The organism is Oceanospirillum sanctuarii (assembly GCF_002150805.1).
Lineage (GTDB): Bacteria > Pseudomonadota > Gammaproteobacteria > Pseudomonadales > Halomonadaceae > Oceanospirillum > Oceanospirillum sanctuarii.
Genome location: NZ_MTBA01000001.1, coordinates 148,890 through 168,861, shown reverse-complemented (window position 1 = coordinate 168,861; position 19,972 = coordinate 148,890). Strand labels below are relative to the sequence as shown.

The 19,972-nt window shown below is 50.6% G+C and carries 23 protein-coding genes; 6 read left to right on the top strand and 17 right to left on the bottom strand.

Annotated features, from left to right (window positions below):
- Positions 1 to 27: 27 nt before the first annotated feature.
- The 3 genes from BV405_RS00785 to BV405_RS00775 all read right to left on the bottom strand — a co-directional run bounded on the left by BV405_RS00785 (position 28) and on the right by BV405_RS00775 (position 2,075).
- The gene (locus tag BV405_RS00785) at positions 28 to 561 is read right to left on the bottom strand and encodes an RDD family protein (RefSeq protein ID WP_086478949.1); all 534 of its coding nucleotides are present in this window, start codon (positions 559 to 561) and stop codon (positions 28 to 30) included.
- 191 nt (positions 562 to 752) lie between these two features.
- Positions 753 to 1,259 (bottom strand): TlpA family protein disulfide reductase, encoded by a 507-nt coding sequence (locus tag BV405_RS00780; protein ID WP_086478948.1) that lies wholly within the window; start codon positions 1,257 to 1,259, stop codon positions 753 to 755.
- 126 nt (positions 1,260 to 1,385) lie between these two features.
- Entirely contained in the window at positions 1,386 to 2,075 is a 690-nt protein-coding gene (locus BV405_RS00775; RefSeq protein WP_342743890.1) for a class I SAM-dependent methyltransferase, read from the bottom strand.
- A 272-nt stretch (positions 2,076 to 2,347) separates the two neighbouring features.
- On the opposite strand from BV405_RS00775, the gene BV405_RS00770 reads away from it, so the two are divergent.
- Positions 2,348 to 4,600 carry an arginine/lysine/ornithine decarboxylase gene (locus BV405_RS00770; RefSeq protein ID WP_086479475.1) on the top strand — a complete coding sequence of 751 codons (2,253 nt, stop codon included), beginning with the start codon at positions 2,348 to 2,350 and terminating at the stop codon, positions 4,598 to 4,600.
- A gap of 106 nt (positions 4,601 to 4,706) precedes the next feature.
- On the opposite strand, the gene BV405_RS00765 is transcribed toward BV405_RS00770, so the two are convergent.
- The 4 genes from BV405_RS00765 to BV405_RS00750 form a co-directional block, all read right to left on the bottom strand.
- The gene (locus BV405_RS00765) at positions 4,707 to 5,924 is read right to left on the bottom strand and encodes an MFS transporter (RefSeq protein WP_086478947.1); all 1,218 of its coding nucleotides are present in this window, start codon (positions 5,922 to 5,924) and stop codon (positions 4,707 to 4,709) included.
- Between the two features lie 207 nt (positions 5,925 to 6,131).
- Positions 6,132 to 6,428, bottom strand: coding sequence for a YkgJ family cysteine cluster protein (locus BV405_RS00760; protein WP_086479474.1), 297 nt, complete (start codon positions 6,426 to 6,428; stop codon positions 6,132 to 6,134).
- A 150-nt stretch (positions 6,429 to 6,578) separates the two neighbouring features.
- Entirely contained in the window at positions 6,579 to 7,757 is a 1,179-nt protein-coding gene (locus BV405_RS00755; RefSeq protein WP_086478946.1) for a pyridoxal-phosphate-dependent aminotransferase family protein, read from the bottom strand.
- Between the two features lie 112 nt (positions 7,758 to 7,869).
- The gene (locus tag BV405_RS00750) at positions 7,870 to 8,085 is read right to left on the bottom strand and encodes a hypothetical protein (RefSeq protein ID WP_086478945.1); all 216 of its coding nucleotides are present in this window, start codon (positions 8,083 to 8,085) and stop codon (positions 7,870 to 7,872) included.
- 331 nt (positions 8,086 to 8,416) lie between these two features.
- Here BV405_RS00750 and BV405_RS00745 point away from each other — a divergent pair, with 331 nt between their 5' ends.
- Positions 8,417 to 9,208, top strand: a complete 792-nt coding sequence (locus BV405_RS00745) for a hypothetical protein (RefSeq protein WP_086478944.1) — start codon at positions 8,417 to 8,419, stop codon at positions 9,206 to 9,208.
- 103 nt (positions 9,209 to 9,311) lie between these two features.
- On the opposite strand, the gene BV405_RS00740 is transcribed toward BV405_RS00745, so the two are convergent.
- Positions 9,312 to 10,574 carry a DEAD/DEAH box helicase gene (locus BV405_RS00740; RefSeq protein ID WP_086478943.1) on the bottom strand — a complete coding sequence of 421 codons (1,263 nt, stop codon included), beginning with the start codon at positions 10,572 to 10,574 and terminating at the stop codon, positions 9,312 to 9,314.
- Positions 10,575 to 10,668: 94 nt separating this feature from the next.
- On the opposite strand from BV405_RS00740, the gene BV405_RS00735 reads away from it, so the two are divergent.
- A complete protein-coding gene (locus BV405_RS00735; protein WP_086478942.1) occupies positions 10,669 to 10,860 on the top strand; it encodes a hypothetical protein in 192 nt (63 codons plus the stop codon).
- A gap of 116 nt (positions 10,861 to 10,976) precedes the next feature.
- Here the strand turns inward: BV405_RS00735 and BV405_RS00730 are convergent, their stop codons facing one another.
- From BV405_RS00730 to dbpA, 6 genes are all read right to left on the bottom strand, one after another.
- The gene (locus tag BV405_RS00730) at positions 10,977 to 11,216 is read right to left on the bottom strand and encodes a hypothetical protein (protein ID WP_140054406.1); all 240 of its coding nucleotides are present in this window, start codon (positions 11,214 to 11,216) and stop codon (positions 10,977 to 10,979) included.
- 131 nt (positions 11,217 to 11,347) lie between these two features.
- Positions 11,348 to 11,704 (bottom strand): hypothetical protein, encoded by a 357-nt coding sequence (locus tag BV405_RS00725; RefSeq protein WP_086478940.1) that lies wholly within the window; start codon positions 11,702 to 11,704, stop codon positions 11,348 to 11,350.
- Between the two features lie 424 nt (positions 11,705 to 12,128).
- Positions 12,129 to 12,434, bottom strand: coding sequence for a hypothetical protein (locus tag BV405_RS00720; protein WP_176329992.1), 306 nt, complete (start codon positions 12,432 to 12,434; stop codon positions 12,129 to 12,131).
- Positions 12,435 to 12,695: 261 nt separating this feature from the next.
- On the bottom strand, positions 12,696 to 12,998 hold the full coding sequence (locus tag BV405_RS00715) for a type II toxin-antitoxin system RelE/ParE family toxin (RefSeq protein WP_086478939.1): 303 nt from the start codon (positions 12,996 to 12,998) through the stop codon (positions 12,696 to 12,698).
- Positions 12,986 to 13,243 carry a type II toxin-antitoxin system Phd/YefM family antitoxin gene (locus BV405_RS00710; RefSeq protein WP_086478938.1) on the bottom strand — a complete coding sequence of 86 codons (258 nt, stop codon included), beginning with the start codon at positions 13,241 to 13,243 and terminating at the stop codon, positions 12,986 to 12,988. The genes BV405_RS00715 and BV405_RS00710 overlap by 13 nt, the downstream gene beginning before the upstream one ends.
- 198 nt (positions 13,244 to 13,441) lie before the next feature.
- Positions 13,442 to 14,833: an ATP-dependent RNA helicase DbpA gene (gene dbpA, locus BV405_RS00705; protein WP_086478937.1), complete on the bottom strand. Its 1,392-nt coding sequence runs from the start codon at positions 14,831 to 14,833 to the stop codon at positions 13,442 to 13,444.
- Between the two features lie 331 nt (positions 14,834 to 15,164).
- On the opposite strand from dbpA, the gene BV405_RS00700 reads away from it, so the two are divergent.
- Entirely contained in the window at positions 15,165 to 15,452 is a 288-nt protein-coding gene (locus BV405_RS00700) for a cupin domain-containing protein (RefSeq protein ID WP_086478936.1), read from the top strand.
- 226 nt (positions 15,453 to 15,678) lie between these two features.
- On the opposite strand, the gene tyrS is transcribed toward BV405_RS00700, so the two are convergent.
- The 3 genes from tyrS to BV405_RS00685 all read right to left on the bottom strand — a co-directional run bounded on the left by tyrS (position 15,679) and on the right by BV405_RS00685 (position 18,904).
- Positions 15,679 to 16,983, bottom strand: coding sequence for a tyrosine--tRNA ligase (gene tyrS / locus BV405_RS00695; RefSeq protein WP_086478935.1), 1,305 nt, complete (start codon positions 16,981 to 16,983; stop codon positions 15,679 to 15,681).
- A 146-nt stretch (positions 16,984 to 17,129) separates the two neighbouring features.
- The gene (locus BV405_RS00690) at positions 17,130 to 17,954 is read right to left on the bottom strand and encodes a helix-turn-helix transcriptional regulator (RefSeq protein ID WP_176329991.1); all 825 of its coding nucleotides are present in this window, start codon (positions 17,952 to 17,954) and stop codon (positions 17,130 to 17,132) included.
- A 38-nt stretch (positions 17,955 to 17,992) separates the two neighbouring features.
- Positions 17,993 to 18,904 (bottom strand): LysR family transcriptional regulator, encoded by a 912-nt coding sequence (locus BV405_RS00685; protein WP_086478933.1) that lies wholly within the window; start codon positions 18,902 to 18,904, stop codon positions 17,993 to 17,995.
- Positions 18,905 to 19,028: 124 nt separating this feature from the next.
- On the opposite strand from BV405_RS00685, the gene BV405_RS00680 reads away from it, so the two are divergent.
- Positions 19,029 to 19,568, top strand: coding sequence for a lactoylglutathione lyase family protein (locus BV405_RS00680; protein ID WP_245832190.1), 540 nt, complete (start codon positions 19,029 to 19,031; stop codon positions 19,566 to 19,568).
- Between the two features lie 100 nt (positions 19,569 to 19,668).
- A complete protein-coding gene (locus BV405_RS00675; RefSeq protein WP_086478932.1) occupies positions 19,669 to 19,962 on the top strand; it encodes a DUF1330 domain-containing protein in 294 nt (97 codons plus the stop codon).
- Positions 19,963 to 19,972: the final 10 nt, after the last annotated feature.

Sequence of the window (19,972 nt, the reverse complement as noted above, 5' to 3'; positions counted from 1 at the left end):
TCCGGGTTCAGATGTCCATATCCGGGTTCAGTCATCATCATCAGGTTCATCGCCGCCCAGATCGATTATCGCCGCATCGGTGACAACCACCTTAGTACCGGCAAACTTGTCGTGGCCTGCCCCTTGACCACTAAAGAGTGCGTAAAGACACTCCGAAAGCGCAAGGAAAATACCGTACACAGGAATCAGCCAAAGCAACCAGTAAAAGGCAAAGCGTTTCAGAATCTGTTTACGGGAAACCGGCTCGCCATCGGTGGAGACAATGCGAAGCGCCATCATCATCTTGCCGACACTCTGTCCACGGTCAAACAGCAACTTGCTGTTAACCAAAAAGAAAACCACGACAGTTAGGAACAACAAGGTATGGATCTCTTCTGCTTCCATCTTTCCAGACCAAAGCTCAGCACTGTTATTGCCGGTAAAGATCAGCAAAAAGGTAAAGATCATGGTCAACACCAGGTAGTCGATCAGAAGCGCCACCAGACGAGTGAGCAAACCGGAAAAACGTGTCCCTGCAAACCGTACTTCCAGCTGAAGCAGCAGTAGTCGAAAAATATTCATAACGGGAACCTCAATCAGTTGGAACTGAGAGATTGCCCCTTTTTCACCCGTTGATACGGAGAGCACAAGCGAGTCATAAAAGAGACATCACATTAGACTTTAGCAGTAGTCCTTCGAGATTTCTTTCCGACTCTAAATAAAAAAAGCCCGCGTGTGCGGGCTTTCACATTTTGCCTGAAGATCAGAGTTCATCAGGGCTGCAGCGTTTTCACCATAGCTGCTAACTGTTCAGGACTGAGCTGCGCACGGTGCAGACCCACCTGCTCACCTTTGGCGTTGTAAAGCAAAGTTGTTGGCAGTGCCATACTGGCCGTTACCTGCGCCAACTGACCTTTGCTGTCCAGCAACACATTGCTCAGATCCAGCTCCTGATCCTTTAAAAAACGGTCAACAGTTTCGGTATGTTCACCCTGATTAACAAAAACGAAGGTGATATCGGGATTCGCTTGTTGCGCCTGCTGCAACAAAGGCATTTCACGAACACAGGGCGCACACCAGGTCGCCCATAAGTTCACCAGCATCGGCTTACCATCTGCTACCTGATCCAGAGTGATCGTCTCACCCGCCATAGACTGAAAACGCACATCCGGCAGCTTAGAGGATTTATGCTCCATCAGTGCCACAAGTCCCGCCATCATGCCGATAATCAGCAGAACCGAAACAAAGACCCATATCAGGGGTTTAATAAAACGCTTCAAAATAACCAACCTCAAAACTCAGATAAAAATAGCCACCCCTAACAGAGTCTTTTTAACCGATATGGTTCACCGGAGTGCTGCCGGTAGAAGATCACATGATGTCAGAGCATATTAATAAGCTTTCAGTTATGGCTTCTGAATAATCAGATAAGTATGTAATTCAGGATACTGATCGTATTCAAGATGGCGAATCCGACAACCCAGTTCCAGGAATAAAGCAATAAAGCCCTCGGTGCCCAAAGTGGAGTAATACACCTCCGGCCCCATAAAATCGTCCACGTGATCCGATGCCTCAGCCGTGCCACCAAAAGAGAAGATAAACACGCCACCGGGGTTAAGATGATCAACAATTTTACTAAGCACCGGTTTCTGCTGATCAAGAGGAAGATGCCAGATACTGTCCCAGGCAGTAATCAGGTCATAGCGTTCCGGCAAAGCGACCTCACAGATATCCCCTTCGATAAAGGTCACATCGGGATTACGCTCCTGCGCCAGCTTGATCATCTCAGCGGAGACATCAAGGCCTGAAACCTGAAATCCCCCACTTTGCAGCAGGTCGGCAAAACGTCCGGTACAACCACAACCGATATCAAGGGCTTTACTGACGGACTTGTTTATCGCTTCACCTTCACTTCCAGTCTCAGCCTCACTTTCAACCTGAGCCTTAGCCGGATTTTCCACCGCAGGACTACGGACTATTTTGATGGCACGCTCATGGGCTTCAATACCGTTATTACGGTTAAATTCCGCCTTCTGCCACAGATGCGTAATCTGATCGTAAGCCTTTCCAATCTGTTCCGGTTTTATTACTTGCATCCCTTTTAGTCTTGTGGAGACATCACCATGCCTTTAATAGCCATCAATGGTCATAAAAACGTTTAAAAACAGAGCGACGTTAAAAGCTTTGTTATATGAAGCATTAATTATCACGAATTTAATTCTAAAAACGGGAAATAATTTCTTTGCGGTTTGATCAACTCTGATTAATATCCGCGCCGAAAAGGTGGTCTAAGCTAATGACAACCGCCTTTTGCAGAACCGCTGCCAATCGGTATTTTTCCTTCCTTTAATATATGGCACTAAAACTGATGAAATTTCGCTTTCCCGTCATCATCATTGATGAAGATTTTCGCTCTGAAAACATTTCAGGGTCTGGTATCAGGGACCTTGCTGAGGCGATCAGCAAGGAGGGCATGGAAGTGGTCGGACTGACCAGCTATGGCGACCTGACGTCTTTTGCGCAGCAGGCCAGTCGCGCCTCCTGTTTTATCGTATCGATCGACGATGAAGAGTTCGACTTCAACGACGAGAACGACGTCAATATCGCACTGACAGCCGTGCGAAATTTCCTGATTGAAGTGCGTAAACGTAACCGGGACATTCCGGTATTCCTCTATGGTGAAACCCGTACCTCACGCCATATCCCGAACGATATTCTGCGCGAGCTGCACGGCTTTATTCACATGTTTGAGGATACCCCGGAGTTTGTGGCCCGCCATATTATCCGCGAGGCGAACAAGTATCTGGACTCTCTGGCACCACCGTTCTTCAACGCTCTGATGGACTACGCCAGCGACAGCTCCTACTCCTGGCACTGCCCCGGTCACTCCGGTGGTGTGGCGTTTCTGAAAAGCCCGGTGGGTCAGATGTTCCACCAGTTCTTCGGTGAGAACATGCTGCGTGCGGACGTCTGTAACGCAGTGGAAGAGCTGGGTCAGCTGCTGGATCACACCGGCCCTGTTTCCGACAGTGAAGAGAACGCAGCACGTATCTTCGGCTGCGATCACCTGTTTTTTGTCACCAACGGTACCTCCACCTCTAACAAGGTGGTGTGGCACTCGACGGTAGCACCGGGTGATGTGGTGGTGGTTGACCGTAACTGTCATAAGTCGATTCTGCACTCCATCATCATGACAGGTGCGATTCCAATCTTCCTGACGCCAACCCGTAACCACTACGGCATTATCGGCCCGATTCCTAAGGAAGAGTTCGATCCGGAAGCGATCCGTCAGAAGATCGAAAACCACCCCTTTGCCAGCAAAGCGGTGAATAAGAAGCCCCGTATTCTGACCATCACCCAGAGCACCTACGACGGTGTGCTCTACAACGTGGAAGAGATCAAAGGCATTCTGGGCAACACCATCGACACCCTGCATTTTGATGAAGCCTGGCTGCCCCATGCGGCGTTCCACAACTTCTATCAGAATATGCACGCTATTGCTTCAGATCGTCCGCGCTCTGAAGAAACACTCGTCTTTGCCACCCAGTCCACCCACAAACTACTGGCGGGCCTGTCGCAAGCATCCCAGATTCTGGTGCAGGACAGTGCGACCCGTAAGCTGGATACCCATCGTTTTAACGAGTCGTATCTGATGCACTCCTCCACCAGCCCGCAGTACGCCATTATCGCCTCATGCGACGTGGCGGCAGCGATGATGGAGCCTCCGGGCGGCACCGCACTGGTGGAAGAGTCGATTCTGGAAGCGATTGAGTTCCGCCGCGCCATGCGCAAGGTGGATGATGAGTTTGGTGATGAGTGGTGGTTTAAAGTCTGGGGCCCGGATTATCTGGCGGATGAAGGCATCGGCGAACGTGACGACTGGGTGATCCACAAGGATGATAAGTGGCACGGTTTCGGTCAGATCGACTCCGGCTTCAATATGCTCGACCCGATTAAGGCGACCATTATCAACCCGGGGCTGGATGTGGACGGCAACTTCGATGAGATCGGCATTCCGGCCTCTATCGTCAGTAAATATCTGGCGGAGCATGGCATCATCATCGAGAAAACCGGCCTGTACTCCTTCTTTATCATGTTCACCATCGGCATCACCAAAGGCCGCTGGAACTCCATGGTCACCGAGCTGCAGCAGTTTAAAGATGACTACGACCAGAACCTGCCGATCTGGCGCGTCATGCCGGAGTTTGCCGCTAAGCAGCCTCAGTACAGTAAGGTCGGCCTGCGTGATCTGTGCAGTGCGATCCACAACGTGTACAAAGAGTATGATCTGGCGCGCATTACCACGGAGATGTATCTGTCACAGATCGATCCGGCCATGACCCCAAGCGATGCCTGGGCGAAGATGGCGCACCGTCAGATTGAGCGCGTGCCGATTGATGAGCTGGAAGGCCGTATCACCGCGATACTGGTAACGCCTTACCCTCCGGGTATTCCGCTGCTGGTACCGGGAGAGCTGTTTAACAACACCATCGTGCGCTACCTGCAGTTTGTACGGGATTTCAACACCCGCTTCCCGGGCTTTGAAACTGACGTACACGGCTTGGTTCGCGAGAAAATCGACGGCAAAGACCACTACTTTGTGGATGCCGTGATCGAGTAAATCCGATCCTCTCTTGCCCTAAAGCCATAGCAATAGCCCTAAGCCACAACAATAGCCCTGAAGCCACAGCAAACACTGTGGCTTTTTTATTGCCAGAACTTGGGGCTTAGTCCGGCTGACGCATCTGAGGATGACGGAAGAAGAACAGAGCACTCACCCCTGCCAGAGCAATCACACCGAAGCAGAAAAGGCTCACCGCAATATGCAGCCCCCAATGATCAGCCACCCAACCCACGCCGAGTACCGGCAGCATACTCCCGATATAACCCAGCACCAGATAGGTCGATAGCAAACCAGAATGGTTATGGGGCTGTGCAATCCGGCTGACCATATTCATACCGGACAACAACGTCATACCGTGTCCGGCAGCTGTGATCAGAAGACCAATTGCCAGAATCCACGGTGAACCGCGCTCAAGGTTTAACAGCAACAAACCGCAGCTTAACGCCAACGCCAGCAACCCCATTGCCCCGCACCAGTGAACCGGCAGACGACGGGTCATCAGCTGTGCGCCCGAGGACATAAACAGAATCACAGCGATGGAGATACCGCTGATAAAAGGCCCTTTCCAATCGATCATCTGCTCCAGAAACAAAGGTGACATAGAGGCGTAAAGACCAAAGACACCGAAGGCCAGAAAGGCACAGGAGTTGGTCAGAATAAACGCCAGAGAATGATCAGGCTCCGGCCATGTCAATTTCGGCAGCCAGGCACGGCCTGCTTTTTTGGTGCCCGTCGCCTGATTTGGTTTGGCAATCGCTTCATGACTTGGCAGATCAAGACGTTGCAAGGCAAAGAAGCCGATGGCTGACAACGCCATGGTTGGCAGATAAGCCGTAATCAGCGGGTTAGGCAGCCACTGCCCGATAATCCCGCCCACAAGAGGCCCAAGGCCAAAGCCGAAAGCGATCAGTACCCCACTCATGGCAGCCGCCCGATTCGGATGTGCGCCGGTGGCTAACTGGCGCAGGCCGACTGAAGCAGCCGTAGTCATCAGACTGGAGGCAACACCGACAATAAAACGGGCAAGATTCAGACTCAGCGTATCCCAGGCGAGCATCGTCAGCCCTGTGCCTGCAAATACCAGCACAAGGGAGATCTGCATCACCCGCCGGAAACCGATCCGATCCGACAGCTGACCAAGAAACAGCAGAGCCGCCAGTGCCCCCGCCATATAGACGACGTAAATCACAGAGATATCACTAGCCAAAAGCGACCACTCAGTTTTGTAGATGCCGTACAGAGGGCTGATCAGAGCAGTACTCATCACCCCGGCACACATGGCAAAACTGACCCAGAAGAACGGAGAGCGAATCGCTTTCATGTACAAAACCACGCAAGTGAAAAAAAGAAGAGAGGCACAGAAACAACAGAAAAACCGCCAAAGCATGACGCAGTGGCGGTAGGAAAAAGATCAAGGATCAGACTTCAGCTTAGGCAGATGCCCACCACATCACCAGAGAAATAAATAAACAGGACACGGACTCTGTTTAATATTTATCCATTTCACATGGTTTAATATCTATCCGCGTTACAGGGCTTCAAGCCCTACACGCTCATCCATGCACTCGTAAGAGCCCATATCAAATTCACGGCAGATCCAGGGACGGTTTTCATAGATGGTACACATAAAGCTTTCCCGGTCCATGGCAGCACACCAGCCATCATCCAGACGCCTCATGGTTTCGCCGCCGTACTCGTCACGCCGGATAAAGGTTTCGGGTACACCGGTGACAGAAATAATCATCACTTCAAGACGACAGCAGCAGGCTTTGCAGTTCGAACAGAGAATATCGGCGGGGGTGGTATCGATTATCGGTATGGTCATAGACATCCGGCGTTGGGAAAAGGTGCCGCATGATACCCTGAATTAAACATCTTTATCGGCTTAATATCCCGAAACAAACGGAGAGCCCGAAGCGGCTTGCCCGCTTCGGGTCGGCATACACAGGCACGCCAGCCACGTACCTGCATTGGCTTAGCTGGCGTAAACCGCCAGTGCCGCCTGACCTGCTTTGCCTGCCTCAAGGGAGATACCCTGAGCCAGTAAGGTGTTTTCCAGAGCGGTCAGACACAGCATCACATTACGCTGATTACAGGCCGCGCCCATCAGGCCGATGCGCCAGACCTTACCGGCGAATGCACCAAGACCTGCGCCGATTTCCAGACTGTAATCATTCAGCAGCGTGGTACGCAGTGCAGCGTCATCCACACCTTCCGGAATAAATACCGAGTTCAGCTGTGGCAGACGCTCACCTTCGGCCACCAGGAACTTCAGCCCCATCGCCTCTAGACCCGCGCGCAGTGCCAGATGATGTTTCTCATGGCGTGCCCAGGCGTTTTCCAGACCTTCATCCTGCAGCATCACCAGACCTTCATGCAGGGCATAAAGTGCGTTAACCGGTGCCGTATGGTGATATGCACGCTTGGCACCCGCGCCCCAGTAACCCATTACCAGATTAGTGTCCAGGAACCAGCTTGGTACAGACGTTTTACGGGCTTTAACCGCTTCTACCGCACGCTCGCTGAAACTCACAGGAGAGATACCCGGTGGGCAGGAAAGACACTTCTGGGTGCCGGAGTAGATGGCATCAATGCCCCACTCATCCACACGCAGTTCCGAACCACCCAGAGAGGTCACCGCATCAACAATTGTCAGGCAATCGTGTTTACGCGCTAACTCGCACAGCGCCTTGGCATCGCTGATGGCACCGGTTGAAGTTTCCGCATGCACAAAGGCCAGCACCTTAGCATCAGGGTTCTGTTCCAGCGCTTCAGCAACCTTCTCAACACTTACTGCCGTGCCCCAGTCATCCTGCACCATGACAGGAATACCACCACAGCGCTCTACGTTCTCTTTCATACGGCCGCCGAACACACCGTTCTGGCAGACAACCACTTTGTCACCCGGCTCAACCAGATTCACAAAGCAGGTTTCCATACCGGCAGAACCCGGTGCTGAAACCGGCATCGTCAGTTCGTTTTTGGTCTGGAAGGCATACTGCAGCATCTGCTTGATCTCATCCATCATCTGGATGAACGCAGGATCAAGGTGACCGATGGTCGGACGGGACATCGCCGCCAGAACACGAGGAGCGATATCAGAAGGCCCCGGGCCCATCAGGGTACGAACAGGAGGATTGAAAGATTGAATCATAGTTAGCTTATTTCCATCAGAAAGTTGCGCCGGGCGCTTAGGGATTTTTTTATGGAAAGGAGTTTAAAGGAGATTCAGCCCCACCGAAACAACTGAGACTTTATTCAACGCCTTAATCATCATCCTGCATCGGGATGGAATACTTACCGGAATAAAGACCCGCGATGCGCTCGGCAATACGGGCGATTTCAAGACCCGTCAGAACGACAGACTCATCTTCAGAATTGAAACAGTACTCATTTTTAGCGCCATCAAATACGATCTTGCCGACAATATTGCCGTTCTCATTAACGCAGTCGAGCTCTTGCTGAGCGGGAAGAAATAGCACGGAAGGAAACCTCAAAATCAGCCAATAAAAGCAGCAGCTAGCCTAACGGCCAAGTTATTGAACAGCAATATAAAATCAGGTGATTCACGAGCTTTTATTGCTCTCCACCCTCTCTATCCACTCCTGTGTTGATGTAAAGCTCGCGTTATGAAAACCATCATTGCAAGCCTGCTAATTCAGTGAATTTTCATAAAAACAACAGCCAAAAGCTACATTTGACAGACTTTTTCACTGGATTAATTAAATCCAAAAGTAATTTATACCAAAGCATTGTAGTCGGTTAATTTTTTGTTACAGTGCGGTTGATTCTCAACTGCAAAAGGACTGCGGCGTGCGTTTTACCCCCACTCTAACTCTATCCCTGTCTCTTATGATTTCTGCCTGTGGTGGTTCCGGTGGCTCCGGATCTGACGATGGCACAGGAAGCCACAATGGCGCTAATCCCGGCAGCGGTGGTAGCTATGACGTTGGCCGGTATCGTGACTGTAGTCTCGATCAATGGGAGGATTCCTCCTTCCCTTTTCCGGAATATCCCGGTCGCTACCTGGAAACCCACGTAACCAACTTCATGCCGGATCAGGTCTTTAACAATCGCACCGGAGAAACTGCAGATGCGCTTTTAACCGCTGTAAATAACAGCGATGAAGGTCCATTTCATCAGGGCCCCAGCTGGAGCGGTACGGCCAATGGACTAACAACCACAGTCGGTTACAGCGATCTTAATGGCCTTGAAACCTGGACTATCAGGCTAACTCCACAAGACCCTGTGGGTTATGACTACGGCCACGCTTATGAATACACTTTTCGTCAATTAGCGAATTGCCGTCTTGAATATGAAGCCTTTGACCCAGCCAGCGAAGAGTTAAAAAGGACGTACTGGGCTGAGGCCGGAGAAGCTGAGTTAGTCCAGTACACCAACTCAGGAGAGATGGATCGGTCATTCAAAACCAGGATCAATGAGGATGGTAGCGGTACAACCGTTGAAACCTACCACAATACGACGCTCCCCTACCCGGTAACCATCTACAGCTGGGACACGGATGAAAACATCACCCTAACGCAGGATTGTGAAGATGAATCCAACTACACCTGTATTGGGCCATCCGTGACCATTGGGGGTTAAAAGACGTTAAAAGCGATTCATAGCAACTCAAAGAAAAAGGACAGCGCTCAACGAGCGGCTGTCCTTTTTTCTTATCGAAGGGTCGGCGGCTTACTTCAGCCATTTAGCGACGACGACGCGGTTTGCCTCGGCCACTTCCACCTTTGCCATTTCCTTTACCCAAGGCTTTAGCAAGCTGGGCTTTTTTCGAGGGTTTGCGTTTACCCCGCTCCTCTTCTTCCCGCGCCATAAAGTCCGGCTCAAAACCCGGGAACCACTGCATCAGAAACTCTTCACCGGTGAGTTTTTTCACATCCTCAAACAGGTATTTCTCTTTATGGGAGATCAGAGAAACCGCGACACCCGCCTGCCCTGCCCGACCGGTTCGGCCAATACGGTGGATATAGTCTTCAGCGTTGTACGGCAGCTCATAGTTAACAACGTACTGCAGCTCTTTGATATCCAGACCACGGGCTGCCACATCAGTCGCCACCAGCGCACGCACTTTACCGCTTTTGAACTCTTCCAGCCCCCGATCCCGAGCGCCCTGAGACTTATCACCGTGTACCGCTGATGCCTTGATGCCGTCTTTGGCTAACTCGGTAACCAGCTCATCCACCATCTGCTTGGTACGGGTAAAGATCAGCACCTGCTGCCAGTTTTTAGAACCGATCAGATAAGCCAGCATCGCGGCCTTACGTTTGGTGTCGACTTCATAAAAGGTCTGCTCAATTTTGGCAGCGGTGGCGTTACGCTCAGCGACCTCAATCAGCTTAGGGGCTTTCAGAATCGTTTTGCTGAGGGCAAAAACCTCATCATTAAAAGTGGCGGAGAAAAACAGAGTTTGGCGGCTTTCCGGCAGGCGCTTCAGGATGCGGTTAATGTCATTGATAAAGCCCATATCCAGCATGCGGTCGGCTTCATCCAGCACCAGCGTTTCGATCTCGTTAAGATCGATCAGCTCTTTCATCGCCAGCTCCAGCAGACGACCGGGGGTTGCCACCAGCACATCACAACCCTGATTCAGAGCATCAATCTGCGGGTTAATGCTGGCACCGCCATAAGCGACAACGGAGTTAAAGCCCAACCCTTCGCTGTATTTCACAAAGCTCTGGTGAACCTGCTGGGCCAGCTCGCGGGTAGGCGTCAGCACCAGAGTACGGATCGCCTTTTTGTCATTTTGGGCGTGTTGAGTCAGGTAACGGTGAATCATCGGCAGGGCAAAGGCGGCCGTTTTACCGGTGCCGGTTTGCGCACCGGCCAAAACATCGTGACCCGCCATAACCTCAGGAATCGCTTCCAACTGAATCGGTGTCGGGGTCTGATAATCAAGAGATTCCAGAACCGCGAGTAAATCTGAATGCAAACCAAGGGAGGCAAAACTCATAACCAAACACCGATGACAATTTAAGAGGGTGGGCATTGTAACACCGAAGGCTGATGCTCACATTTACAGACACACATTTTGTGGGGCAGCCATCATGGATAGCAGTAAGCAGTTTCAAGTGGATAGAGAAACCAGAGACCTAACTCGGCAAATGGCCGAGCAGATTAATCAGGCGCATGAGAAGTTCGAAGCTGGGGGTAGCGTCTTTGTGGGGCATGAAGCCGCAAAATCACTGATGGAAGCGCGCAAGGCCAGAATCCGGGATAAGGATAAGGATAAGGGATGATCATATCTTACTGGGCGGATGAAGAAGCCAAGGTGTAACGCCGCCAGCACGCGCGGCTTTGCAGTGAAGGCGAAGCCGCAACGGAAAAGCCGTCGCTGCGCCTGGCCCTGTTAGCACTACACCACTTTGTAAGTACGGTGTTCACCTGGCCCACTCCAAGTTATTGCGGTAAATGATTGCTGGACCAGCCCCTTATCTTTGAGGGTTTTGACTATGGCAGCTGGCGGCCAACCGGCTGGCTCATCAGTAAAGGCATACCCTTTTTCGATGAGTTCTACGACTAGCTCGGCCAGCTCATCGTCTGTTGTATATGGCAATGAGGTTTCTTGATCAGAGACACAAACCTTGCCATTCATTATTTGGGTTACGTACCGGATGTTCATAATCGTATGAGTGCTAACGCCTCATTAAGCGGCCTGAAACAGTTGGCTAAACTTAGCGAGGTACGAGCGCGAGCCAACTGTTACGCGTCCGTTTAAATGACTTGTTATATTCCAGTTTCTTTGTGTTCACTAAACCTTTCATACCAACCATCTTCAGTGAATAGCTCACCTTGTAAACCATCTGATTTTTCAGCGATATTCTCACCATTTACAAGAATAGATAGCTCATCTTGTGCTTCTTCAATTGCAAATAAAAAATCGTGGATACCAGTATCAATGCACTTAGTCACTAAGCGATTTATTATTTGTAATTGTGACTCAGTAAATTGTGAGAACTCTTTCGTAAGCTCTAGGCAATCATATGATTTGATCGTGCCAGCTTCGATATCTAAGCAACGATTTAACGCAGAATCTCGCAAATCTTCTGCTATTAATTTACCGAATTTATCAAGATTGCTCATCAATATCACCTTAGGAATATAACGTCCAGCTCAGCGGGCAATTGGAGCGCAGCGTAAATTGTTCCGCTGCAGCTGCTTGTTAAACGATACCAAGTTCACGCCTCATCTCCCTGAACATTTTTTCTTGGATATCAATTAGCTCTTTCCCTGATTCAGAAAACTCTTCCTCCATGAACTTTTGGACATAAGTGTTCGTTTCGTTGGGCTGGGCAATAAACTGAGCGGCATTAGAATTCATCCAGTTGAGAAACTCGACTGTTTTTTCCTGCGCTTGCTCAAGTAAGACAATATAATCATCAAAAAGTAATAATAAATCTTCTCCAGCTTCGAGTCGAAGCCCCCCAATTTCATTCTTAAAAGCAAGGAACTGATCCGAAATATCGCTTTGCAGTGCGAATATACTTTTAATATAACTAAGTGCATTTTAATCTGATGGATTTTGTATCAGATCAAGAATCCCTTCTTGAAATGATTTGAAAAGCACTTTCCTTGATCTTGTCGAATACGAATCCATCATAGAATAGTATTTTTTATACTGTGCGAGTTTCCCTTCATATAAACGTTTCTTTTTATCCAAGTCGTATTCAAGATCTTTTTTTAAATGTTCAAGGTCTTGATCATATTCATGCTTGATCGATTGTTTCAAGCGTTCCTTAATCCAAAAGATACCTATGACATTCACAAAGCCAGCCACAATTGCAGAAGTTGTAATTGTTGTAGTGAAGTCCAATCGATGCTCCTATTCGTTTAACATTTTAATCATAGGCATGCGCGTTTTGACGATTTCAATATACCGTCTAAAACTGCGGAAAGGGTTTGATATGAAAAGAAAAATCCATTTTCAGATCTGACTGCTTCCCTGCTAAACGCGCATGCGCGTTATCACAATTTAGTAAGTGCCTGCTGTTAAGCACCTACTGAAATAATTCATCCGTTTCGCAGCTTATCCAAGCCGCCTTCACCCGTAAACCACCCAATAAGTCGTGTACGACTACCGCCCCGCTAACATAAACCGCCGTAAATCCTGCTCCATCCGCATGACAAACAGGATATAAACCTTCTCACCATCGAATCGGTAAAACACCAGACAGGGGCTGACTACGACTTCCCGATAATTCAGGTGTTCCAGCTCTGGTGGAACACGCCCTGATTCAGGGAAGGCTTCCAGCCGTTCGACCTTGGCAAAGACCTTTTGCACCAGCTCCTTAGCAGCAGCGAGGTTCTGCAGGGCGATATATTCCGCAATGGCGTTAAGATCCGCCAGCGCCGGTTCCGTCCAGACTATTTCAGCCATTTTTCCATCTGGCCTTTCGCATCCCGCTGGCTATGGACTTTGCCCTCTTCCACAGCGCGTTCACCACGGGCGATGCCCTCCAGAATGGTCAGCCGTTGCTGCATAAACTCGTAGTCGTCCACATCCACCAGATAGGCAGAGGGTTTGCCATGTTCGGTGATTAAGACAGGTTCTTTGCTGTCATGCAGATCCGCTAGGATTTTGGTGGCCTGACGCTTCAGGGAGGTGACCAGTTCAACTTTCATGGCTGCAACTCCAAAAGAGGTGGGCAGTGCTTACTGCAGGTTCAAAAGAGGTTAGCGCCTAAAGTGATACTTTTCTATTACTTTTACCTCGCCCCGCAAACCGCAAAGCCGGACACAAACTAAAACGCCGTGCTCAGTTGTAACACTGAGCACGGCGTTTATTTATCCAAAGCTTGCGGCTGAAAGCCGGTCAGATATTTACACCCGACGCACTTTAAACTTACGGCCTTTAATACGGCTGTTCATCAGGTGGTTAAGGGCGTGTTTGGCGACGCTGCGTTCTACCGCGACATAGGCGGTAAAGTCGAAGATATTGATCTTGCCCACCTGAGCACCTGTGATTCCGCCTTCATTGGTGAGGGCTCCCAGAAGGTCACCGGGGCGAACTTTGTTCTTTTTGCCGCCGTCGATAGAGAGGGTCACCATAGTCGGTTCGCGGTGGCCGCTGAGGTCGCCGTCGAACAGCTCTTCTTCAACATCGGATACGGTGATCTCGATGTTCATCTGCTCTTCAATACCCGCCAGCTTGTAGCGCTCTTTCTCGGTAAAGAGGGTGATAGCGATACCGGATTTACCCGCACGACCGGTACGGCCAATACGGTGAACGTGGACTTCAGAATCCCGCGTCAGGTCGTAGTTGATCACCATCGGCAGATCATCGATATCCAGACCACGGGCGGCAACATCGGTCGCCAGCAGTAAGTGAGTGCTTCGATTGGAGAATTTCACCAGCACCTGATCACGTTCGCGCTGATCCATATCACCGTGCAGCGCCTGGGCAAAATAGCCCTGCTCTTTCAGTGTGTGAGCCAGATCAGAACAGGTCTGCTTGGTGTTGCAGAAGATCACCGCATGTTCCGGCTGATAGTGACCCAGCACCTGCATCAGCAGGCCTTCTTTATCGGAGGCACGCTCTGCACCAAAGAACTTCTGGCTGATATTGACCGGAGCCTGAGCAGACTCAACCACCTCAACCATCTCAGGTTTGTTCTGATACTGGCTGCTGATCTGCTGAATAGTGTCAGGATAGGTCGCAGAGAACAGCAGAGTCTGACGGTTGGCCGGAGTCTCCTGCAGAATCGCTTCCATAGACTCGGCAAAGCCCATATCCAGCATGCGGTCGGCTTCATCCAGTACAACGGTATTCACCCGTCCCAGATCCAGCGTGCCTTTACGCAGGTGATCCTGAATACGACCCGGCGTACCCACAACGATATGGGTTCCGTGGGCCAGGGAACCGATCTGCGGGCCAATCGGCATACCGCCACACAGGGTCAGAATTTTTACGTTGTGCTGATAGCGCGCCAGCTTACGCAGCTCTTTAGCCACCTGCCCCGCCAGTTCGCGGGTTGGGCACATCACCAGTGCCTGACAGGCAAAGGAGCGCACGTTGAGTTTTTCCAGCAGGCCGATACCGAAGGCAGCGGTTTTACCACTACCGGTTTTGGCTTTGGCGATCAGGTCTTTGCCCTTCAGCACCAGAGGCAGGCTCTGCGCCTGAATCGGCGTCATGCGGGTATAACCCAGATCGTTCAGGTTCTGAATTTGGGCAGCGGGCAGGTTAAGGCTGGTAAAGGCGCTATCGTTCACGGAAATCTCAACTGATAAAAAAGAAATGGCAGACCGAACAGGTCACGATTTTGGTCTTTGGACTCGAATCTTTAAAGACGGGTTTTATGCCCAAAGCCCGGAAGGCGCGCAGTATAACAAAGCCCACGGGGAATAGCAGACCGCTTTATGCAATCTTTCTGCAGGCTGTGCATTCAGGAGTAAATCAATCAAAACACCAGCTTTGTTTAGATTGAATCTGACCAAACCCAGCGCCGATATTTCGCAACCGCAAAATAGTTTCACCCTTGCTAATCTGCCCGGACAAATCATAAAAGCGACACATTCCAAAAAATAATGATGAGGACAACCCATGTCTGAACGTCCGGTATTACAGATTACCCAACAGATCGATAACGAGCGCACCTGTGTAAACCATCTGCTGTTTCCTGCTGGCGGCGAAAGCCAGTGGCACCGCCATGAGCGCGATTACGTGATTGTGCCGATGCAGAACTGCGTACTGCATATCGACACCGGTGAAGGCCCTAAGCCCGTTGAGATGCGTGCTGGCGAGTGTTACTACCGTCCGGTGGGTGTTGAGCACAACGTGCTGAACAACACAGATGAAGATATCGTGCTGATCGAAGTTGAAATGAAATAACTGAAATAAGCTAACAGATCGCAATCTTCAGCATCTGAAAGAACTGCTGGTGGTAGCAGGCCCGAAGCCGGAGCGCTTCGGGTAACTGTTTTTGGAACTGTTCTTAGAACTATTTTTGGAACTGTTCTTGGACAAAAGGAACACTCAATCGCCCCTGCTATCCACTGGCCTTTCGTTATTCGCCCTACTCCGCTTTCCTGCCCTATCTAACGCTTCTACGCTACCTCTATCCTTCTGCCTTCTTTAACAGCGCAAAGTGTTTTTTGCCGCGCTGAATCAACCAGTAACGGTCAAACAGAGCAAAGTGCTGATCAAGCGCTTCATCCATCTCTTTATTTGCGGTATCAACCGTCACCTGTTCGCCATTCAGACGAATCGCGCCGGCTTTCAGTTGCTCACGGGCTTTGCCCTTGGATGGGGCAAGTTCCGCATCCACCAATACCTGCGCCAGTTCGGTTTGCGGGTTAACGGCAAAACAGGGCAATCCATCCAGTTCCAGCTGCTGCAGTTCGGTTTCACTCAGCTGGCTGATACCGGCATCATCTGATTTTCCCGTAAACAATGCCTGAGTAATCCGCCTGGCACTGTTAAGTCCCGCTTCACCGTGGACAAATTCTGTAATCGCTTCCGCCAGAATACGCTGCGCCTCGGGCTTACGGCCGGATTCCAGATCCTCTTTGCGGATCACTTCAATCTCATCCACCGAGAGGAAGCTGTAGTACGCCAGCATGTTGTAAACATCCGCATCGGCGGTATTCAGCCAGAACTGGTAAAAGCTGTAGGGAGAGGTTTTTGCTGCATCCAGCCAGACAGTTCCCGTCTCGGTTTTACCAAACTTGGTGCCATCGCTTTTGGTGATGAGAGGCAGGGTCAGACCATCCACCTTGGTTTGGTTCAGACGGCGGGTCAGGTCGATACCGCTGACAATATTGCCCCACTGGTCATTCCCGCCAATCTGCAGGGTCACGCCGTGATGTTTATTCAGCTGCACAAAATCGTAGGACTGCAGCAGGGTGTAGCTGAACTCGGTAAAGGAGATGCCGACATCCGGGCGCTCCAGACGCTGTTTCACTGACTCCCGGCGCATCATCTCATTCACCGAGAAGTGTTTGCCCACATCCCGGAAAAACTCAACGATATTCATGCCCCAGAACCAGTCTTTGTTATTCACCAGTTTTAGCGGCTGTCCGTTCAGGTGCGGCTGCATCAATCGGTTGATCTGGGTACTCAGCTGGGCAGCAAACTCATCGACTGTATCCATGCTGTTCAGGCTGCGCTCGGCAGCCTTAAAGCTGGGATCACCAATGGCACCGGTAGCCCCCCCCACCAGTGCGATCACTTTATGACCGGCATCGTAAAAGCGTTTTAACATCAGCAGCGGCACCAGATGCCCGATATGCAGACTGTCTGCGGTAGGATCAAACCCGCAATACACGGTTTGCGGCTCCTGCAGGAAGGTTTTCAGCTCATCGGCGTTGGAGGTTTGCGCGATCAGGCCGCGACGATTCAGGTCATCAAAAAGAGAGGTCATGTTATGCCTTACTGAGTTCTGCTAGCGGGAAATACAATTCATAAGAACAGCTTAAAGAAAGACATGGCAAAGCCGCATATCCCTTTAGGGACAAATCGGGTTAAAAGGGATAAAGGGGATAAGATAAAAGAGGATAGCGACTGCGGCTAAGAGACTAACAGATGGGTCATAAACAGCTGATACAGCTCGCTCAGGGAACTGACATTCAGCTTACGATAGATACTTTTACGGTGGTTTTTTACCGTACCAAGGGCGATGTCTTCCAGTTGAGCAATATCGTTGGAGTCGTAGCCCTGCACGATTAACAGGGTGATCGCCTGCTCTTTCGGGGTCAGTAACGCTTCACCAAAGGAGTGCATCGCTACCAACAAGGCCTGACGAAACTCGCTTTTATCCGCCATGGCGGAAGACTGCAGCAGGCCGGTATCCGGGTTGTTGGCCGCAGTTTGCGCGCTACCTGCCCACTGCTGACGGATCAGGGCATGTAAAACCGAAGATTCCGCCTGCAGCTCGTTAAACTGCATACGATGACGGGTTTCATCCTCCCCTTCCTGTCCGGTAAAGAGCAGAATCCAGCGATCATCATCCAGACGGGTGCAGAGGCAAAGCTCATCGTACACGCCGGTCTGCTGGCAAAACTCCTGCTGGTAATCACGCTTCCTGTAGTCTTGCTTCAAGAGGGATTCATCCTGACCGCAGACACTGGTCAGTGTCAGTACGCGATCGGAATTATCCTGCAGGGCAGACAGATAGAAGGGATCTTTCAGATAGGCATCGGTCAGATAACGCTGAAACAGGTATTCACGATTATGGGGAATGGCATCGTACAGATAGATAGGATGCTTGCCCCGACGACAGCCGAGAATAATCAGGTGACTGCAGGGCAAGAGCGTGCGCAGGTAATCCGCCAGTGCGGAGCTGAAACCTGTAGTGCCCAGCGCTTCTATCATGGCCGCAAGTTTTGCTTTCATCCGCCAGCCTTCCTGCTTATCTGTGATTGGCTTATCCATCATACCCACTCGGATTGAGCGGTTAATACCTGCTTTATTTTAGCGGCTACCGTTTCAGCGCGCTTAGGTAATGGGCTTTGTCTGTGCGTAATCTGATAAAGGGTTTCGCTCACTGGCTGCGGCAGGGCAAAAACGTTGATTTTGTCCTGCTCACTAAAGGCTTCCACCGCGTAACTGGGCAGTACCGTAAAGCCCAACCCCATACTGACCGGCTGCAGAATCAGACCGATCTGGTTGGAAAAGCCCCGTTTGGCGAACTGGCCGATATGCTCAAATTCCGGATAGTTAGCCTGCAACAACAAGCCTGCATGATGTCCCGCATCCGGATGAGCGATAAAACCCAAATCGAGCAAAGTTTGCCAGTCAGGCTGTCTTTGCTGATCCATATCTGCACCGGGAATCTTAGGCAGAACCAACAGCAGGGCTTCTTCGGCTATGGGCTGACTTTTCACCGCCTCATGCTGTGGAGCCAGGGAGGTAAAACCCAGATCAATGCGTCGCTCGGCCACGGCCTGTTCAACATCCCGATTGGGGGCAAAACGGCAATCAATGGTCAGCGCCGGATATTGGCTCTGCAGCGCCAGCAACTGAGGGTATAGCTTAAGGCCGACACTGCCCGGCGACATCACCCGAACCTCGCCTTCAAAAGCGGGATCATCCGCCACACTCACCGCCAGCTGCTCCAGCTCTGCTAACAGGGCTTTGCCCTGCCGATACAAACGCTGACCGGCATCGGTCAGGGTGAACTGGCGGGCATCCCGAATCAGCAGCTCTGTACCCAACTGATCTTCCAGCTTACGAACCTGCTGACTGACACCGGACTGCGTCATAAACAGTTGCTCGGCGGTGCGGGTGAAATGGCCGACCTCCACCAGTGTGCAGAAGGTTTTCAGCAATCGCGGATCTATCATTACAGAAAATTCTCAATTTAATAAATATTGATAATTTTACCTTATAAAAACCGCTTTGTACGCTTGCCGGCATTGGAACATCTGACTAACACCGTCACTACCACCGAAACCTGAGAGGTCGAATATGATTGCCGATCAAATGATGCCCCGTAATCCGGCAGAGCAACACGCAGCCTATCCCCGTAACTTTTCCCATATCGGTATTTCGGTGCCAGATCTGGATGCCGCCGTAAAGTTCTATACCGAGGTGCTGGGCTGGTATCTGATTATGCAGCCCACCACCATCGAAGAAGATGACAGCGCCATTGGTGAGATGTGCACCGATGTCTTTGGTGCGGGCTGGAAGCGCTTCCGTATCGCCCACCTGTCTACCGGTGATCGCATCGGTGTCGAGCTGTTCGAGTTCGATAATCAGCAGAATCCGGACAACAACTTTGAATATTGGAAAACCGGTATCTTCCACTTCTGCGTGCAGGACCCGAATGTTGAAGAGCTGGCAGAACGTATTGTCGCTGCGGGCGGTAAAAAACGGATGGAGAAACCGCGCTACTACTATCCGGGTGAGAAGCCGTACCGCATGATCTATATGGAAGATCCGTTCGGGAATATTCTGGAGATCTACAGCCACAGCTATGAGCTGGTTTATAGCGCCGGAGCTTACTGATAAACAATGGAAAACGAGACGCTTTATGTTGTCTCGTTTTTCTTGTTAGGCTGCGCTTTAAATACATCACCAGCCAAGTCATCAACGTCCGGGAAAACTTATGAAAAAGGCATACAACATCGTTAATATTCTGCGCATCCACGACAAAGATAAATTCGATCAGTATGTTGCCGGACACCTGCCCAGCATTGAGCAGTATGGCGGCAAATTTCTGGTAAAAGGTTATCCCGGAGAGATTCTGGAAGGCAGTTGGGAAAGTAACCTCATGGTAATTCACGAGTTTCCATGCATCTCCCAGTTTAAGGCCTGGTATAACTCGGAAGAGTATCGCCCCTGGAAGGAACTCCGACAGAGCTGCGCCGATGTGAATGCCATTCTGACCGAAGGCTTCTAAGTCAATCAAA

What these genes read in the sequence shown, in the direction of transcription:
- BV405_RS00760 (WP_086479474.1), bottom strand. Translation starts at nt 6,428, where the DNA reads ATGACCATACCGATAATCGATACCACCCCCGCCGATATTCTCTGTTCG.
- BV405_RS00710 (WP_086478938.1), bottom strand. Translation starts at nt 13,243, where the DNA reads ATGAAAGTTGAACTGGTCACCTCCCTGAAGCGTCAGGCCACCAAAATC.
- BV405_RS00690 (WP_176329991.1), bottom strand. Translation starts at nt 17,954, where the DNA reads ATGAAAGCAAAACTTGCGGCCATGATAGAAGCGCTGGGCACTACAGGT.
- BV405_RS00770 (WP_086479475.1), top strand. Translation starts at nt 2,348, where the DNA reads ATGAAATTTCGCTTTCCCGTCATCATCATTGATGAAGATTTTCGCTCT.
- BV405_RS00685 (WP_086478933.1), bottom strand. Translation starts at nt 18,904, where the DNA reads ATGATAGATCCGCGATTGCTGAAAACCTTCTGCACACTGGTGGAGGTC.
- BV405_RS00775 (WP_342743890.1), bottom strand. Translation starts at nt 2,075, where the DNA reads ATGCAAGTAATAAAACCGGAACAGATTGGAAAGGCTTACGATCAGATT.
- BV405_RS00785 (WP_086478949.1), bottom strand. Translation starts at nt 561, where the DNA reads ATGAATATTTTTCGACTACTGCTGCTTCAGCTGGAAGTACGGTTTGCA.
- BV405_RS00725 (WP_086478940.1), bottom strand. Translation starts at nt 11,704, where the DNA reads ATGAGCAATCTTGATAAATTCGGTAAATTAATAGCAGAAGATTTGCGA.
- tyrS (WP_086478935.1), bottom strand. Translation starts at nt 16,983, where the DNA reads ATGACCTCTCTTTTTGATGACCTGAATCGTCGCGGCCTGATCGCGCAA.
- BV405_RS00765 (WP_086478947.1), bottom strand. Translation starts at nt 5,924, where the DNA reads ATGAAAGCGATTCGCTCTCCGTTCTTCTGGGTCAGTTTTGCCATGTGT.
- BV405_RS00700 (WP_086478936.1), top strand. Translation starts at nt 15,165, where the DNA reads ATGTCTGAACGTCCGGTATTACAGATTACCCAACAGATCGATAACGAG.
- BV405_RS00730 (WP_140054406.1), bottom strand. Translation starts at nt 11,216, where the DNA reads ATGAATGGCAAGGTTTGTGTCTCTGATCAAGAAACCTCATTGCCATAT.
- BV405_RS00735 (WP_086478942.1), top strand. Translation starts at nt 10,669, where the DNA reads ATGGATAGCAGTAAGCAGTTTCAAGTGGATAGAGAAACCAGAGACCTA.
- BV405_RS00740 (WP_086478943.1), bottom strand. Translation starts at nt 10,574, where the DNA reads ATGAGTTTTGCCTCCCTTGGTTTGCATTCAGATTTACTCGCGGTTCTG.
- BV405_RS00755 (WP_086478946.1), bottom strand. Translation starts at nt 7,757, where the DNA reads ATGATTCAATCTTTCAATCCTCCTGTTCGTACCCTGATGGGCCCGGGG.
- BV405_RS00680 (WP_245832190.1), top strand. Translation starts at nt 19,029, where the DNA reads ATGATTGCCGATCAAATGATGCCCCGTAATCCGGCAGAGCAACACGCA.
- BV405_RS00715 (WP_086478939.1), bottom strand. Translation starts at nt 12,998, where the DNA reads ATGGCTGAAATAGTCTGGACGGAACCGGCGCTGGCGGATCTTAACGCC.
- BV405_RS00675 (WP_086478932.1), top strand. Translation starts at nt 19,669, where the DNA reads ATGAAAAAGGCATACAACATCGTTAATATTCTGCGCATCCACGACAAA.